Origin of the sequence: Streptomonospora litoralis, from assembly GCF_004323735.1 — a bacterium.
In the GTDB taxonomy this organism is placed as follows: Bacteria; Actinomycetota; Actinomycetes; order Streptosporangiales; family Streptosporangiaceae; genus Streptomonospora; species Streptomonospora litoralis.
Genome location: NZ_CP036455.1, coordinates 2,550,173 through 2,565,408 on the forward strand (window position 1 = coordinate 2,550,173; position 15,236 = coordinate 2,565,408).

General features: G+C 74.4%; 10 protein-coding genes. 4 read left to right on the forward strand and 6 right to left on the reverse strand.

All coding sequences use genetic code 11. From position 1 onward, the window contains the following. Positions 1 to 45 precede the first annotated feature (45 nt). From EKD16_RS11045 to EKD16_RS11065, 5 genes are all read right to left on the reverse strand, one after another. Entirely contained in the window at positions 46 to 1,506 is a 1,461-nt protein-coding gene (locus EKD16_RS11045; protein WP_131098308.1) for an FGGY-family carbohydrate kinase, read from the reverse strand. Beyond that, a complete protein-coding gene (locus EKD16_RS11050; protein ID WP_131098309.1) occupies positions 1,503 to 2,555 on the reverse strand; it encodes a 2-hydroxyacid dehydrogenase in 1,053 nt (350 codons plus the stop codon). The genes EKD16_RS11045 and EKD16_RS11050 overlap by 4 nt, the downstream gene beginning before the upstream one ends. Before the next feature lie 82 nt (positions 2,556 to 2,637). After that, positions 2,638 to 3,090: a ribose-5-phosphate isomerase gene (locus EKD16_RS11055; protein ID WP_131098310.1), complete on the reverse strand. Its 453-nt coding sequence runs from the start codon at positions 3,088 to 3,090 to the stop codon at positions 2,638 to 2,640. 7 nt (positions 3,091 to 3,097) lie between these two features. Then, entirely contained in the window at positions 3,098 to 4,882 is a 1,785-nt protein-coding gene (locus EKD16_RS11060) for a dihydroxyacetone kinase family protein (RefSeq protein ID WP_131098311.1), read from the reverse strand. Further along, complete coding sequence (locus tag EKD16_RS11065; protein WP_131098312.1) at positions 4,882 to 5,577, reverse strand: HAD family hydrolase; 696 nt, start codon at positions 5,575 to 5,577, stop codon at positions 4,882 to 4,884. Before EKD16_RS11065 ends, EKD16_RS11060 begins: the two co-directional genes overlap by 1 nt. 180 nt (positions 5,578 to 5,757) lie before the next feature. Between EKD16_RS11065 and EKD16_RS11070 the strand changes: the two genes are divergently transcribed. Both EKD16_RS11070 and EKD16_RS11075 read left to right on the forward strand, forming a co-directional pair. Then, entirely contained in the window at positions 5,758 to 6,549 is a 792-nt protein-coding gene (locus EKD16_RS11070) for a DeoR/GlpR family DNA-binding transcription regulator (protein WP_131098313.1), read from the forward strand. A gap of 199 nt (positions 6,550 to 6,748) precedes the next feature. After that, positions 6,749 to 8,119 (forward strand): MFS transporter, encoded by a 1,371-nt coding sequence (locus EKD16_RS11075; protein WP_131098314.1) that lies wholly within the window; start codon positions 6,749 to 6,751, stop codon positions 8,117 to 8,119. Positions 8,120 to 8,338: 219 nt separating this feature from the next. Here the strand turns inward: EKD16_RS11075 and EKD16_RS11080 are convergent, their stop codons facing one another. Then, the gene (locus EKD16_RS11080; RefSeq protein WP_131098315.1) at positions 8,339 to 11,362 is read right to left on the reverse strand and encodes a glycosyl hydrolase; all 3,024 of its coding nucleotides are present in this window, start codon (positions 11,360 to 11,362) and stop codon (positions 8,339 to 8,341) included. A 740-nt stretch (positions 11,363 to 12,102) separates the two neighbouring features. Between EKD16_RS11080 and EKD16_RS11085 the strand changes: the two genes are divergently transcribed. Then, positions 12,103 to 14,127, forward strand: a complete 2,025-nt coding sequence (locus EKD16_RS11085; protein ID WP_131098316.1) for a sigma-70 family RNA polymerase sigma factor — start codon at positions 12,103 to 12,105, stop codon at positions 14,125 to 14,127. A 327-nt stretch (positions 14,128 to 14,454) separates the two neighbouring features. Next, positions 14,455 to 15,210: a dienelactone hydrolase family protein gene (locus tag EKD16_RS11090; protein WP_131098317.1), complete on the forward strand. Its 756-nt coding sequence runs from the start codon at positions 14,455 to 14,457 to the stop codon at positions 15,208 to 15,210. Positions 15,211 to 15,236 lie beyond the last annotated feature (26 nt).

The following is a 15,236-nucleotide window of genomic DNA, read 5'->3' on the forward strand; positions in this document are numbered from 1 at the left end:
GGGGCGGCGCCCGTATCGCCCCCGGCGCGCCGACGAGGCCGCGCCCTAGGCGGGCGCGTCCGAACTCCACAGCGCACGCGCGCTGTCCAACTGGCCCCGGTAGCGGGCGTAGCCCTCCTCGTAGCGGCCGCGCAGGTCTGCGCGCGGTTCCACCCGGGCGCCCCGGGCCAGCCAGCGGGCGCCGTCGGCCTCCTCGCCCAAGGCCCGCCAGGCGGCGGCCGTGGCCCCGCGCACGCCGATCGCGTCGTCGGAGGGCAGGATCACCTCCCGGCCCAGCACGTCGGCGAAGACCTGCATCCACCCGCGCGAGCGGCTGCCCCCGCCGCAGACCGCCAGCCGCCCCGTCAGCCCCGCCGCCTCCAGGCAGTGCCGGGCGGCATAGGCGATGCTCTCGCAGACCGCGCGCACGATGTCGGCGCGGTCGGTGCCCAGGTTGACGCCGGTGAGCTGGCCGCGCGCCCGCGGGTCCACGAACGGCGCGCGCTCGCCCGACTCGGCCAGAAACGGCAGCGCCGAGACACCGCGGGCACCGGGCGGGCTCGCCTCCAGCAGCCGCTCCACGTCGCCGATGCCGATCCCCAGCAGCTCCAGCAGCCAGTCCAGCCCGGCGGTACCCACCATCGCCGGCATCGCCCGGGAGAACCGGTCGGGGCGGTCGGTGCACAGCCACATGCCCGCGGGCTCGCCCGAAGGCTCGGCGGGCACGCGGTCGGCCACCACCTGGCAGGCCAGGGTCGTGCCCACGGTCAGCAGCCCGTCGCCCACCTCGCTGAGGCCGCTGCCCAGCAGGCAGGCGGGCAGGTCGAACGGTCCGCCGGTCACCGGGGTGCCCTCGGGCAGGTCCAGCAGGCGGGCGCCGCGCCCGTCCAGCCGGAACAGGCGGTCGGGCTCGGCCGGTTCGGGCAGCAGAGCGCGCCACCGCGAGACGCCGCACTCGGCCAGCGCGTCCGCGCTGTAGGTGCGGCTGCCCACGTCCAGGAAAGGCAGCGAGGCGTCGGAGGCGTCCACCGTGATCTCGCCGGTCAGGTGCTGCACCATCGCGTCGACGCAGTAGCCCGCCACCGCCGAGCGCTCCAGCACCTCGGGCTCCTCGGCGTCCAGCGCCGCCAGCAGCGGACCGTGCGCGCCGGGGAACATGCCCTGGCCGGTCAGCCGGTGCACCCGCGCCATGGTGCCGTTCTCGTACCACCGCCGCACCAGCGGGCCCGCGCGCCCGTCCAGCCAGGAGACCGCGGGCCGCGTGGGCCGCCCCTGCTCGTCGCGCAGCCACAGGCCGTCGCCCTGGCCGGTCAGCGCGACGGCGGTGACCGGCTCCGCCTGCGCCGCGGCGACCTTGCGCACCACCGAGGACACGGTCGCCAGCACCTCGTCGAGGTCCTGCTCGACGCGGGCGCCGTCGAAGCGGTGCAGGGTGGTGGGCTCGTCGGCCTCGGCCACCGCGTGGCCGTCGCGGTCGAAGACGGCGGCCTTGGTCATCGTGGTGCCCACGTCGACGCCGATGATCACGCCCGCACCTCCCGCACCTCGGGGTTGGCCAGGTGGCGGGGCTCCCGGCCGCGCAGGTAGCGGCCGACCTCGGCGGCGACGATGCGCGCGGCGCGCTCGGCCGTCTGCCGGGTGGCGCCGGCCAGGTGCGGCGTGGTCACCACGTTGGGCAGCCCGCGCAGCGGCCAGTCGGCGGGTGGCGGCTCGACGTCGTAGACGTCCAGCGCGAGCGCGCCCAGTCGCCCGCTGCGCAGCGCCTCGGGCAGGGGAGCGTGGTCGAGCAGGCCGCCGCGCGCGGTGTTGACCAGCACCGCGCCGCGCGGCATGAGCGCGAGCCGGTCGGCGTCGATCAGGTTGCGCGTCTCCTCGGTGAGCCGCGCGTGCAGGCTGACGACCGTGCAGGAGGACAGCAGCTCCTCCAGGCCGACGAGGCGCACCCCGTCCTCGGCGGCGGTCGCCGCATCGGTGTAGGGGTCGGCCACCAGCACTTCGGCGTCGAAGGCGCGCAGGATGCGGGCCACGATCCGCCCGATGGCGCCGTATCCGACGAGGCCGACGCTGGTGCCGCGCAGTTCGACGCCGGCCTGGTCGTAGGCGTAGAAATCGCCGCGCCAGCGGCCTTCGCGCAGTTCGGCGTCGGCGGCGGGGACCCGCCGCAGGGCGGCCAGGATCATGGCGATGGCGTACTCCGCCGCCGCGGTCGCGTTGCGGCCCGGCGCGTAGGTCACGGCGACGCCGGCGCGGGTGGCCGCCCGGAGGTCGACGTTGACGGGCCCGCCCCGGCACACCGATACCAGGCGCAGGTCGGGGCAGGCGTCGATCACCTTCGCCGTCACCGGCGCCATCTGGGTCATGCAGACCTCGGCGCCGCGCAGCTGCTCGGCGACCTCCTCCTCGGTGCCGCTGGCCTCCTCGACCCCGCCGACGGGGCCGAACGGCTCCACGGGCCAGGGCAGCCGCAGCCGGGCGGTCTCGGGCGGCGGCAGGCTGCCGGCGCGGACCTCCTCCTCCAAGGCGGCCACCAGCAGGTCGGGGCTGACGAAGTGGTCGCCCGCGGCCAGTACACGCATGTCGGCTCCTGTTCACGTTCGCATCGGATACAAGCCCCGTCGGGGGTGTCCGCGGGTCGCCGCAGGGGAGGCCCGCCGCGGGTCAGGTCCGCTCGTACTCGCTGATACGGGCGACCTTGGCCGCACTGGCCGAAGCCGGGTCGAAGGCGTGGCCGATCCACTCGGCCACGATCCGCTTGGCCAGTTCCGGGCCGATCACCCGCGCCCCCATGGTGAGTACCTGGCAGTCGTTGGACTTGATCGACCGCTCGGCGGAGTAGGAGTCGTGGGCCACGGTCGCGCGCACCCCGGCGACCTTGTTGGCCGAGATGCACATGCCGATCCCGGTGCCGCACACCAGCACGGCGCGGTCGGCGCGTCCGGCGGCGACCTCCTCGGCGGCCGCGATACCCAGTAGCGGGTAGGCGCGGTCGTCGGCGGCGTCGGGCACGCCCAGGTCGCTGACCTCGGTGATGCGGGTGTCGGTTCGCAGCAGCTCGCGCAGTTCGTCCTTGAGCGCCACACCGGCGCTGTCGGCGGCGACGGCGATTCTCATGGCGTGTTCACCGGCCTTCTTCAGTCGGGGCGGCATCGGGGACGGGGGGCGCCGAGCGGTGTTCGCCGAGGACCTCGGCGGCGGCTCGGGCCATCAGCGCCAGCGAGGTGGCGCCGGCGTCGGCGTGGCCCTTGCCGCGTTCACCCAGGCGGGCGGCGCGTCCGCGCTTGGCGGGCATGTCTGCGGTGGCGCGGGCCGCATCGGTCGCCGCGGCGGCGGCCGCCGACCAGGCGTCGGCCAGCACGGCGCCGGACCGTGCGCGCTCGGCCAGCACGTCGCGGAAGGGGGCGAGCGCATCCAGCATGGTCTTCTCGCCGACGGCACCGCCGCCCAGCTCGCACACGGCGTCGAACGCGGCGCCGACGGCGGTGGCGGCCAGTTCGGCGGTGACCGGCACCGGCCCGGCCTCCACCAGGGCGCCGCCCATCTCGGCCAGCAGCAGCCCGTAGAGCGCCCCCGAGGCGCCGCCGGCCGCGTCGGCCAGGGCCGTTCCGGCCAGCAGCAGCGCCCGGCCCGCCGACTCTGCGCCGTCGCCTTCCTCGCAGGTGCGGGCGGCCGCGACGGCCGCGCGCAGGCCGCGCACCATGCCCTGGCCGTGGTCGCCGTCCCCGGCGACCGCGTCGAGCCGGCCCAGCTCCTGCTCGTCGGCCTCGACGGCGGCCAGTGCCGCCGCCAGCGCCTCGGCGGCCACCCCGCCGCCCTGCGCCGCGTGGTCGGCGCCGGCGAGCGCGGCGCCGGAAGGGGCCGCGGCGGCCGCCGGCGCCGTGCGGGGTTCGGGCACGGCCGGCTCCGCCGCGGGGGTGGCGGTGAAGGCCGGGCTCTGGCACGGGTCGCCGTAGAGGTCGGCCAGTTCGTCGTCGAGGATCATCACCGACAGCGACAGCCCGGCCATGTCCAACGATGTGACGAACTCGCCCACCTCGGGGCGGTGCGGTGAGACGCCGGCCCCGGCCAGTCGGCGGTGCACCCGGGAGTAGCAGATGAACAGGTCCTCGTAGGGCGTCCGGCCCAGTCCGTTGAGCAGCACCGCCGCGCGTTTCCCCGCCGCCTCGCCGAGCTCGGGCAGCAGCGTGTCCACGAGCACGTCGGCCAGGCCCGCCGGGTCCTGGGCGGGCGCCCGGCGCAGCCCGGGCTCGCCGTGGATGCCCAGGCCGAGCTCCATCGTCTGGGCCGGCACGGTGAACAGCGGCTCGTTCTGGCCGGGCAGCGTGCATCCGCCGAAGGCCGCGCCGAAGGTGCGGGTCATGGCGTTGGCACGGGCGGCTACGCGGGCGACGCCGTCGAGGTCGTAGCCGCGCGCCGCGGCCGCCGCGGCGATCCGGTAGACGAAGAACCCGCCGGCGACTCCTCGGCGCGCCCCGGTGTCCTCGGCGGAGCCGCTGGCGACGTCGTCGGTCACCAGCACGGTGCGGGAGTCGACGCCCTCGGCCGCGAGCCGCCGGGCGGCCAGCCCGAAGTGCATCACGTCGCCGGCGTAGTTGCCGTAGCTGAACAGCACGCCCGCTCCGCCGTCGACGGCGCGCGCGGTGCGGTAGACCTGCTCGGCGCTGGGGCTGGTGAACACGTCGCCGATCACGGCCGCGTCGACCAGGCCGGGACCCACCAGGCCGGCGAACGCCGGGTAGTGGCCGCAGCCGCCGCCGATGACGACGGCCACCCGGCCGGGCTCGGGCGAGCCCGTGCTCATCACGCCGTGCGCATCGGGAACGGGCGCGACCAGCCGGGAGTAGGAGGTGACGAGGCCCTCCACCCAGGCGGACTTGAAGGCGGCGGCGTCGGTGGTGGAGGGCATCAGCTGCTCCTCTGCGGCGCCGGGCGGCCGAGCAGCCGCAGCAGCCGCTCGCGGACGTCGGCCAGATCGCGCGCCTCCTCCGCGGCCAGCGCCAGCGCGTCGGGGGCGGGGCGGTAGCCGGGGGCGGGGTTGGGCAGCGCGACGACCGCCATGCCTGCGGCGTGGGCCGCGCGGATGCCGTTCGAGGAGTCCTCCACCGCGGCGCACTCGGTGCCGTGGCGGCGGATCCGCGCGGCCGCCTCCAGGTAGACGTCGGGGGAGGGCTTGCCGCGCTCGACCTCTTCGCTGGAGACCGTCGCGGTGAACCGGTCGGCCAGGCCGTGGCCGCGCAGCACGGCGTCGATGAGCCGGCGCGGCGCCGAGGACGCGAGCGCGATCGGCACTTCGGCGCTTACGGCCTCGACGGTCTCCCGCGCGCCGGGCAGCAGTCCGACGCGCTCCTGCTCGAAGGCGGCGACCATGCCGTCGACGACGGTGCGCCCGGTGTCGGCGACCGACTCCCGCGTCCGCGACATCCGGTTCAGGTAGTCGGCCCACTCGCGCGAGCTCATGCCCTGGACGGTCTTGGTGTCCTCGGAGCCCCACTCGACGCCGTGGCGCGCGGCGTAGCCGGACCACATCTCTTCCCAGAGGTGGTCGCTCTCGACCAGCACGCCGTCGAGGTCGAACACCACCGCGTGGAGTCTGCTGCTCATCGCGTCCTCTCATCCACCTTTATGACATCGATGGTGTTAAATTAACATCACATGCGTTATTAAGCTAGGCCCCGGTGTTATCCGCTGCGGCGCGGGAAGCCTCCGATACCGTCTGACGGGCAGTGCCGTCCGCGGGCTGCGCCCGCCATCAGCCACCCGGACTTCGAGGACAGTGGTCCCATGAGTACCCGACGCGGCGACGCCCGCCCCCAGGAAGCGCGCCAGCAGGCCATCGCCGAGTTCGTCGCCCGGCAGGGCTCGGCCACGGCCGTCGAGCTGGCCGAACTCACCGGCGTCAGCGTGATGACCGTGCACCGCGACCTCGACGAGCTCGCCCGCCGCGGTCTGCTGCGCAAGTTCCGCGGCGGAGTCTCCGCCCAGCCCTCCACGGTCTTCGAGAGCGACGCCGAATACCGCCTCAACGCCCGCATCGAGCAGAAGCGCGCGATCGCCGCCCGCGCCGCGGCCTACGTCGAGCCCGGCGGCTCGATCATGCTCGACGACTCCACCACCGCCCTGCAGCTCGCCGCGCTGCTGGAGCCGCTCGCGCCGCTGACGGTGGTCACCAACTACCGGCGCACCATCGACCAGGTGTGCGCGATGAAGGACGTGCGGCTGATCGCGCTTGGCGGCGACTACTCGCGCACCCACGACTCCTTCAACGGCCTGCCCTGCACCGAGGCGATCTCCTCGGTCAGCGTCGACACCGCCTTCATCAGCACCTCCGCCATGACCGCGCAGATGACCTACCACCAGGAGCAGGAGATCGTCGTGGTCAAGCGGGCGATGCTCGCCTCGGCCCAGAGCCGGGTGCTGCTCATGGACTCCAGCAAGATGCCGCGCACCGCGCTGCACCATCTGGCCCCCGTCGACGCCTACGACCGCGTCATCGTCGACGACGGCGTCGAGGACGGGCTGCTCGACGAGCTGCGCGACCGCGTCACCGTCGAGGTCACGCCGACGAAACAGTGAATCACGTATTGCGTGTTAATTTCACACGAGTTATGTTCTCTTCCGTGATGTAGGTGAGACCTGGATCACGCGGCGCCCCCCGCTCGGTACGGCCCGCGGCCCGCGCGGCGCGCGGGCCCACCCCAGCGTGCCCGGCGCCTCGGCCGAAGCACCGGCGCCCGGTGACCCGGCCACCGCCCACCCCCAGCGAGGAGAGACCATGGACGAGCCGGCGAGTTCCCGCCAGCCGCAGCGACCCCCCTCCAGTCCCGCCGAGCCCGCGTCAGCGCCGCTGCGCGGCATCGAGCGGATCGGCATCCCCAGGCCGCTGGTCTGGGGTTTCGTCGGCGTGCTGATCTACATGATCGGCGACGGCGTGGAGATCAGCTACCTCACCGACTACCTCCAGCAGCCCGACGGGGGAGGGCTCGCCGGCGAGCAGGCCACCTTCGCCACGGTGACCATCTACGGTGTCGCCGTCATGGTGGCCTCGTGGCTGTCGGGCACCCTCTCGGCCATCTGGGGGCCGCGCCGGGTGATGTGGCTGGGCGCCGCGTGGTGGGTGGTCTTCGAGGCCATCTTCCTGTTCGCCGCCATCCCCACGCAGAACTTCGCGTTCATCGTCACCGTCTACGGCATCCGCGGCTTCGCCTACCCGCTGTTCGCCTTCGCCTTTCTGGTCTGGGTGCAGACCACCAGCCACGAGCGCATGCGCGGATCGGCCGCCGGCTGGTTCTGGTTCGCCTTCACCGGCGGCCTGCCCACCCTGGGTGCGGGGGTCGCTGCGCTGGCCGTGGGCCCGCTGGGCCTGTCCCTCTACGACACCCTCATCCTGTCCATGGTGCTGGTGGCCATCGGCGGCGCCTTGGGCTCCTTCGCCTGCCGCGAGCCCAACGGCCTCAAGCCCATCGCCGACGAGTCGGTGCAGAACCCGACCAGCTACCGCCGCCTGCTGGAGGGTGTCGACATCCTCTGGCGCGACCGCCGCGTGCTGGCGGGCGGGCTGACGCGCATCGTCAACACCGCGCCCCAGTACGGCTTCTTCGCGATGTTCCCGTTCACACTCGGCAACGCCGGCGGCAACGACGGGTTCCTCAGCGTCGCCCAGATCGCCACGCTGACCGCGCTCACCTACGGCTCCAACATCGCCGCGAACCTGTTCTTCGGCGTCTTCGGCGACTACTTCGGCTGGCGGCGCACCGTGACGATCTTCGGCTGCCTGGGCTGCGCCGCGGCCACACCGCTGTGGTACTTCGCCGCGGTGTCCACCGAGAGCTTCGCGATCACCATCGCCATGGGCTGCCTGTACGGTGTGCTGCTCGCCGGGTTCGTCCCGCTGTCGGCGCTGATGCCGTCGATGGTGCAGCACAAGGACAAGGGCGCGGCGCTGGCGATCCTCAACTTCGGCGCGGGCGGCGCCGCCTTCGTGGGTCCCGTCGTGGTCACCCTGTTCTACCCGCTGGTCGGCGGCGGCGGTGTGGCTCTGATCTTCAGCGGCCTGTACCTGGCGGTCGCGGCCCTGTCGACCCGGCTGAAGGATCCCAGCGACCCGGCCGAGAAGCGCGCCGCCGCGGTCGCCGAGGCCGCCTGAGCCCACGAGCACCCGGCGGCCCCGGGCCCCTCGCGCCGCGGCGCGAGGGGCCCGGGGCCGCTCATGAGCGCGGATAGCGCCCGGTACGGGCAGCCGCACCACCGCCGGCGGGATGCGCCCGCCGAGGCGCCGCGCGACTCCGCGGCCCCGGCGCGGCCCGTGCGCGCCTGCCCGTCCGCCCGGCTGGGACCCGGGCGGACGGGTGCGCCGGGCCTGCGCTCAGAGGTCCGCCTCGCCGTAGGGGAGCAGCCGGACCGGTCCCATCAGGCCGTACTCCTGGCGGCCGACGTCGCCGTAGACGTCCGGGCGGAAGACGCGCATCCGGTTGATGAGGGTGGTGGAGACCTCGACCTCGATCCGGTTGGCGCCGCGGCGGAGGTGCCCGCCGAGGTCGACCACCGGATCCAGCTGGTCGCCGGGCGGCAGGTCCTCCCCGTTCACGCTGACCCGGAAGACGTCGCTGACCCGGCCCAGGTCGAGGTAGGCTCCGTGGCCGCCGGTCCAGCCCGCGCCAAGCTCGACCGTCGTCGAATAGCGCCCGATGCCGGAGACGTCGGCAAGCCCCTCCAGCTCGGTCCAGGGCGCCAGGGCCTTCAGTTCCAGCTCGTGGGTGCGCACCTCGGTCTCGGTGGCCGACGCGCCCGGCCGCCAGTCCTCGACCTCCAGCCGCCACTCCCTCAGCTCCCGCGGATCGGCGACGGAGTCGACGACCGTGGTGTGGGAGCGGCCGTCGTCCCGGGTCGTGGTGTAGGAGCCGGGCGCCGCGGCCCGCACCTTCGGGTCGCGCCCGGATAGGCGCACATCGTCGGCGTCGGTGCCGCTGAGCCGGAGCTTGCGCAGTTGCCCCGGGGGCATGTGCTTGCCCGACCCGGCGGCGTGCGGTGCCCACTGCGGGCGCGCGATCGCCACGGCCGTCGACGCGCCGGGCGCCAGCCGCACACGCAGCCGGACGCCGCCGTCCTCGACGCGGTGCAGGAGCACGGGTTCGGCCTCACCGGTCCACAGGTCGACGGAGAACGGGTAGGCGTGGCGCATCCCCGTTGCGAAGGTGACGTCGTGGTCCACGGCGGTGTCGTCGGAGGAGTTGGTCAGGAAGTAGAAGTCCGCGTGCCGCGACCGCCGCCGCGCGTGCAATAGCGGCGAGTCCTTCGCGTAGCTCACGGCCGGCGCGGCTCCGAGGGCGGCGATGCCGTCGGGGATGGCGGCGCGGTCGGCGACGCGGTGCACCGTGGGCTGGTCGAGCAGCGCCTCCACGGTCGCGGCGAGCTCGTCGGCGTCGTCCTGGTCGATCCCGGGCTGCTGAGGGGAGCTCCAGTCGCCCACGACGACGATCCGCAGCCCCGCCTCGGCGTAGCGCAGCAGTCGCCGGGCGGTCTCCAGCGGTAGCGTCGTCACCCGGCCGTTGAACGCGTCGCCCTCGAAGACGAGCAGGCTGTAGGCGGGTCCGTCGGGGGCGAGCACGCCGTCGGTGACCGGTGGGTCGGTGATCTCCAGCAGGTGCGGGCTGACGAACTGGTGGGTCCAGCCCGACCGCACGCCCTCCTTGCTGAAGTAGGCCGCGCCGAATCCGGAACCCGCATAGCCCTTCTGCCGCAGGAACGCGACGTCGACGGTGGAGGTGCCCCACTGCAGGCCCTGCTGCGAACGGGCGAGGAATCCCGCGACGTCGGCGACGTGCTGCCAGGCCGGATGGCGCGGCCCCCACGACTCGCTGTAGCCGACGCCCCCGTCGTAGGGGGTGAACGCGGCGAAGCCGGGCCAGCGGGCGCCGGGGGCGTCGGCATAGGAGAACCCGTGCAGCACCGCCTGGTTGACGCCGGCGGCGTACTCGCGCGAGACGGTGCGGACGGTTTCGCGCCAGGTCGTGCTGTAGGAGCCGCCGTAGACCGCTCCGGCCTCACTGGAGAGCACCGTGTTGCCGCCCAGATCGCGGCCTCCGGCCAGGGAGCGGAAGTCGTCGAGGTTGTTGAAGCCCAGCGACTCGCCCTCGGGGATGTCCACCACGGCGGACTTCGCGGCGGCGTCGGTCTGCAGGCCGTAGGGCTGGATGCGGTAGCGCAGGCCGAGCCCGTGCGCCCATTCCTTCAGCGGTCTGATGTGGTGGTCGATGTAGAGCCGGGTGAGGACGCCGTTGTAGTCGTCGCCGGCCCGCCGGTCGGTCTCGGAGCCGTAGCTGAAGACCTTGTCCTCGTGGGCGCGCACCAGCACCGGCAGGTAGGGCCCCAGGTCGTAGCCCGTGTGCTCGGCGAACGCCTCCGGCATGCCCGCGGTCCACAGGGTCGCCTCGGTCTCCATCTCGATGGAGTCCTCGAAGAGGGCCCCGCCGGCGGGGCCCTGCAGGAGGCGGCGGATGCGCGGAGTCAGGATGCGCTCGTCCCAGAAGTCGGTGACGGCGCGCGTTCCCGCCGCGCCGAAGTGGTCCACGACATAGGACACCGGCTCGGTGTGCGGCCCGCGCTCGGGCCGCTGCCCGCTGCCGCGCTCCCAGTAGGCGATGAGCGCCCAGGTGCCGCCTCCTTCGGCGGGCGCGCTCCAGGACAGCTCCTCGCCGTCGGCGGAGGACGTCAGCTCGACCAGGCTGTCGGCCACCAGCGCGCACGGGGTGTCCTGGGGCGACGCGCCGTCGGCGAGCCGCAGCGCCTGGACGGCGAAGAGGGACCGGTCGCTTACGCCCTCGCCGGGTTCGACGGCGGGCTCGGGCAGCGCTCCGCCGACGTCCTCGCCGGCAGCGACGAAGCGCACGCCGTGGGCGAGTTCGCGTGCGGCCGCGGCGTCCTGCGGTGTGACGGTGGGGACCGCGGCGGGCCAGGCGGGCCCGATGGTCAGGTCGACGCTGAGCCCGCGCCGGCGCGCGCGGGCCAGCGCCGCCTCCAGCGCCTCGCGCCACGGCTTCGTGCCCCAACCGGTGCGCTCGGGGGCGAGGTCGTCCTCGACGCTGTGGTGGACGTCGGCGATCTCCACACCGCCGAATCCGGCGTCGGCGATCTGGTCGATCTCCCGGCGGATCTCGGCGGGGTCGACCATGCCGTGCGGCCACCACCAGCGGAACTTGGCCTGGACGGCGCGTTCGGGGCTGCGCAGCCCGGCCGCCAGTTCGCGGCCGCCGGGTGCGGCCGCCGCTGCGGGCAGGCCGACGGCGGGCTGCAGGGCCGCGGCGGTGCCGACCGCGGCTCCGGCGCCGATGAAGGATCGGCGGGAGAGCCGAGTGGGCGTCGGGCGGTCGGCGCTGTCGTCGGCGGGCATGGTGCTCCTTCCCACGCCGCTGGGCGGCGGGGTGGTGTTCGTGCGGGGGACGGGGATGGGGGTGGGGTGCGCGGACGGACGGGGGCCGTCCGCGCGGTTCGGGAGCGGTGCGTGATCGGCACCACTCTTAAAACGTTTCAGTGAAGTTACTGATGAACGCCTGAGGTGATCAACGGTGTGGCCGGATGCGGCCACGGCACTTGCGGTAAGTGGCTGTGATCGGGGTCAATGTCGTTTTGAGGTGTCGCGACGTGCAGCCGAGGGAATGTGAACGTTTTAGTTCGGCGTGGCTGCCGTCGGCGGGACCTCAGGCCGGCACGGCGGCTGCAGCGGTCCGCCGACAAACGATGGACCGGCCGCACCCGGCGCGGACCTCTGCTGCGGTGCTACTCCCCGCGGCCGTCGTCGACGCGGCCGGGCGGCGGCGAGGGACGTCGGCGCGTGCGGCCGTGCCTGGTCCGCCCCCGGCGGGTCGCGGCTCGCGCCCGACCGGCGGATACTGTCGGTGCCCCGACTCCGCCTCGCCGCGGGCTCCTCCGGGGCCGCCCCAGCCTGATCCCCGCGGCTCGGATTCGCGTTTCGGCAGATGAGCGCGTTGTCCGCAGCGTCCCGGCGAATCGTTCGCGATTTCCGGGTGATTTTTTGTTGTCTGCGGGTTCGGACGCCGTCTCCAGAAGTGGAGCGGGACACAGGGCCGCAGTCGCCCCGCGTCCGCACAAGCCACCGAAGGGAAACCGCCGATGAGTCACGAGCCCCAGGCCGGGCCGGACGTCTCGCTGGTGGCCGCCGCGCGGCGCGGCGACCCCCAGGCGGTCGAAGGGCTGCTCGCGCAGTCGCTGCCGCTCGTCTACAACATCGTCGGCCGCGCCCTGGCGGGCCATAGCGACGTGGACGACGTGGTGCAGGAGAGCCTGCTGTGCATCGTGCGCGGGCTGGAGCAGCTGGAGCGGCCGGAGTCGTACCGATCGTGGATGGTGGCCGTTACCGTGCGGCAGGTGCGCGACTGGATCCGCGTCCAGCAGCGGACGCGACAGCGGCTCCAGCCACTGCCGGAGGCCGAGCAGCTGCCCGACGACTCCGACTTCGCGTCGCTGACCATCCTGCGGCTCAACCTGAGCGACCAGCGCCGCGAGGTCGCCGAGGCCACCCGCTGGCTGGAGGCCGACGACCGCGAACTGCTGTCCCTGTGGTGGCTGGAGGAGACGGGCCGGCTCGAACGCGCCGAGCTGGCCGCCGCCCTCGGGCTGTCCGAGCGGCACGCCGCCATGCGGGTGCGCCGCCTCAAGGATCGGATCGAGGTGGGCCGCGGCATCGTGCGCGCGCTGGCGGCCCGACCGCCGTGTCCGGACCTGGAGCGCGATACCCGCGGCTGGGACGGCGTTCCCGGCCCGCTGTGGCGCAAGCGGCTGGCGCGCCACGTGCGCGACTGCGCCGCCTGCGGCCGGAGCGGCGGCCGCGCCGGTCGGCTCGCGCCGGTGGAAGGACTGCTGCGCGGCCTGCCGCTCATCACCCCGCCCCCCGCTCTCCACCAGGCCCTCGCCGAGGCCGCCCGCGCCGCCACCCCGCACGCTGCGGCCGGGGCGGCCGGAGGCGAGGCGCCGGCCGGCCCGCAGGATCCGCCTCCGACGCCCGCAGACGGCGTGCCGAGCGGATCCGGGCCGGCCGGCAGCGCGCACGGTGCCGCCCTGCCCTCGCGGCGCCGTGCGCTTTCGTCGGGGCACCGCCGGTCGCGCCCGCCCGCCGCCCGGAGGAACGCCCTGGCCGCCACGGGGGCGGGGGCGGTCGCCATGGGAGTCCTGGCCGCGGTCGCCGTCGCGGGCGGCGGACCCTCGGCTCCGCAGGCGAACGCCCCCGCCCCGGGCCCCCTCGCGGCTCAGGCGTCCCCGGCTGAGGACGACCGCCCCGCCCCCTCGCCGTCCGCGTCGCCGAGCCCGGCGCCCGCGGCCTCGTCCGCGGCGCCCTCGCCATCGGCGGCGGCTCCGCCGTCCGCGACCGCCGCCGTCCCCGAACCGGAGGCGGCCCCGGACGCCGCCTCCTCCGGCAGGGGCGTCGGGGTCTGGGAGTTCGACGGTGACGACGCGGCGCTGCGGCGCTCGGGGGCCGACTGGTACTACACCTGGGCCACCGGGCATCCGGGCGTGGCCGCCCCCGCCGGCACCGAGTTCGTGCCTATGATCTGGGGCGCCGAGTCCGTCACCCCCCGGGCCCTGGCCGAAGCGGAGGCCGCCGGTCCCTACCTGCTCGGTTTCAACGAACCGGACATGACCGGCCAGGCCGACATGGGCGTCGAAAAGGCGCTTTCCCTGTGGCCCCGGTTGGAGGAGACGGGCAGCACGCTGGGGAGTCCGGCTGTGGCCTACGGCGCCGATACCGAGGGCGGATGGCTCGAGCGGTTCATGGACGGCGTCGAGCAGCGCGGCTACCGCGTGGACTTCATCGCCGTGCACTGGTACGGCGCCGACTTCCGCACCGGTCCGGCCGTCGACCAGCTGCGCCAATACCTCACAGCGGTGCACCGGAAGTACGGCAAGCCGATCTGGCTCACCGAGTACGCGCTGATCGACTTCTCCCAGGGCACGCGCTATCCCGCGCCGAGCGAGCAGGCCGCCTTCGTCACCGCCTCCGCCGAGATGCTGGCGGAGCTGCCCTTCGTCCGGCGCCACGCCTGGTTCGGCCTGGGCACCGGCGAGTCGGGGCCGACCACTGCGCTGTTCCGCGGCTCCAGCCCGACACAGATGGGCCGCGCCTTCCTGGCAGCCGGCTGACCGGCGGCGGGCAGCGGTGCCGATGGCGGGCGAGCCGCCGGTCACACGCCGTCGGCCTGCCGGGGCACCGGTGGCTTCTCCCGACCCAGGACCAAATCTACAAAGTAAAGGTGGTCCACGACCGCTCATCCAACAACCACCAGACACATCCACGGGCGAGTGAGTCCCTGAAACGGCGGATCCGGGCCGATAGGGTCGTGATCGCCGCCCGGCGGCGGCCGCAGCCCGCCCGGATCGTCCGGTATCGAACGGCGCGGTGCCGCGCGGGGCAGACCGGGTTTCGCCCGCCGGCATACCTTCGCCACGTGCAACGCAGAGGGAGCGCTCATGGCCACCGTGCATGGCTCGACCGTGGACATCACCACCGAGGACGGCACCGCCGACGCCTACCTGGCGCATCCCGACGACGGCGCCGCGCACCCCGGCGTCCTGATGTACATGGACGCATTCGGCCTGCGCCCCCGATTGCACGAGATGGCCGAGCGCCTCGCCGGAGCCGGGTACACGGTGCTCGTGCCCAACGTCTTCTACCGCCACGGCCGCTCCCCGGTCGTGGAGCTGCCCGAGTTCATCGACCCCGGTCAGCGTCCGGAGGTCTTCGAGCGTCTCGGCCCGATCATGCAGTCGCTGACCCCCGAGCTCGCCGTCCGCGACGCCGACGCCTACCTGAACCGCCTCGCGGACTTCCCCGAGACCGCCGGCGGGCCCGTCGGCGTGGTCGGGTACTGCATGGGCGCCGCCCTGGCGCTGCGCACGGCCGGGGCCCACCCGGACCGGGTGGCCGCGATGGCCGGCTTCCACGGCGGCAACCTGGCCACCACCGACTCCGACAGCCCGCACCTGCTCGCCGACCGGATCGGCGCCGAGCTCTACTTCGCCCATGCCGACCAGGACGGGGCGATGCCGCCGGAGCAGATCGACCGGTTGGAGGGGGCCCTGGCGGCCGCGGGAGTCCGCTACAAGGCCGAGGTCTACGCGGGCGCCCACCACGGATACACCCAGGCCGACACCGCCAGCTACGACGCCGGAGCGGCCGAGCGGCACTGGGCGGCGCTGCTGGACCTGTTCGGCCGCACCCTGTAGTTCGTTGGGCGGCGGGGTGCCTTGGG

Bases quoted from the DNA above. Each gene is read 5' to 3' on its own strand.
- EKD16_RS11050 (WP_131098309.1), bottom strand. From the start codon at position 2,555: ATGCGTGTACTGGCCGCGGGCGACCACTTCGTCAGCCCCGACCTGCTG.
- EKD16_RS11065 (WP_131098312.1), bottom strand. From the start codon at position 5,577: ATGAGCAGCAGACTCCACGCGGTGGTGTTCGACCTCGACGGCGTGCTG.
- EKD16_RS11070 (WP_131098313.1), top strand. From the start codon at position 5,758: ATGAGTACCCGACGCGGCGACGCCCGCCCCCAGGAAGCGCGCCAGCAG.
- EKD16_RS11085 (WP_131098316.1), top strand. From the start codon at position 12,103: ATGAGTCACGAGCCCCAGGCCGGGCCGGACGTCTCGCTGGTGGCCGCC.
- EKD16_RS11090 (WP_131098317.1), top strand. From the start codon at position 14,455: ATGGCCACCGTGCATGGCTCGACCGTGGACATCACCACCGAGGACGGC.
- EKD16_RS11080 (WP_131098315.1), bottom strand. From the start codon at position 11,362: ATGCCCGCCGACGACAGCGCCGACCGCCCGACGCCCACTCGGCTCTCC.
- EKD16_RS11075 (WP_131098314.1), top strand. From the start codon at position 6,749: ATGGACGAGCCGGCGAGTTCCCGCCAGCCGCAGCGACCCCCCTCCAGT.
- EKD16_RS11055 (WP_131098310.1), bottom strand. From the start codon at position 3,090: ATGAGAATCGCCGTCGCCGCCGACAGCGCCGGTGTGGCGCTCAAGGAC.
- EKD16_RS11060 (WP_131098311.1), bottom strand. From the start codon at position 4,882: ATGCCCTCCACCACCGACGCCGCCGCCTTCAAGTCCGCCTGGGTGGAG.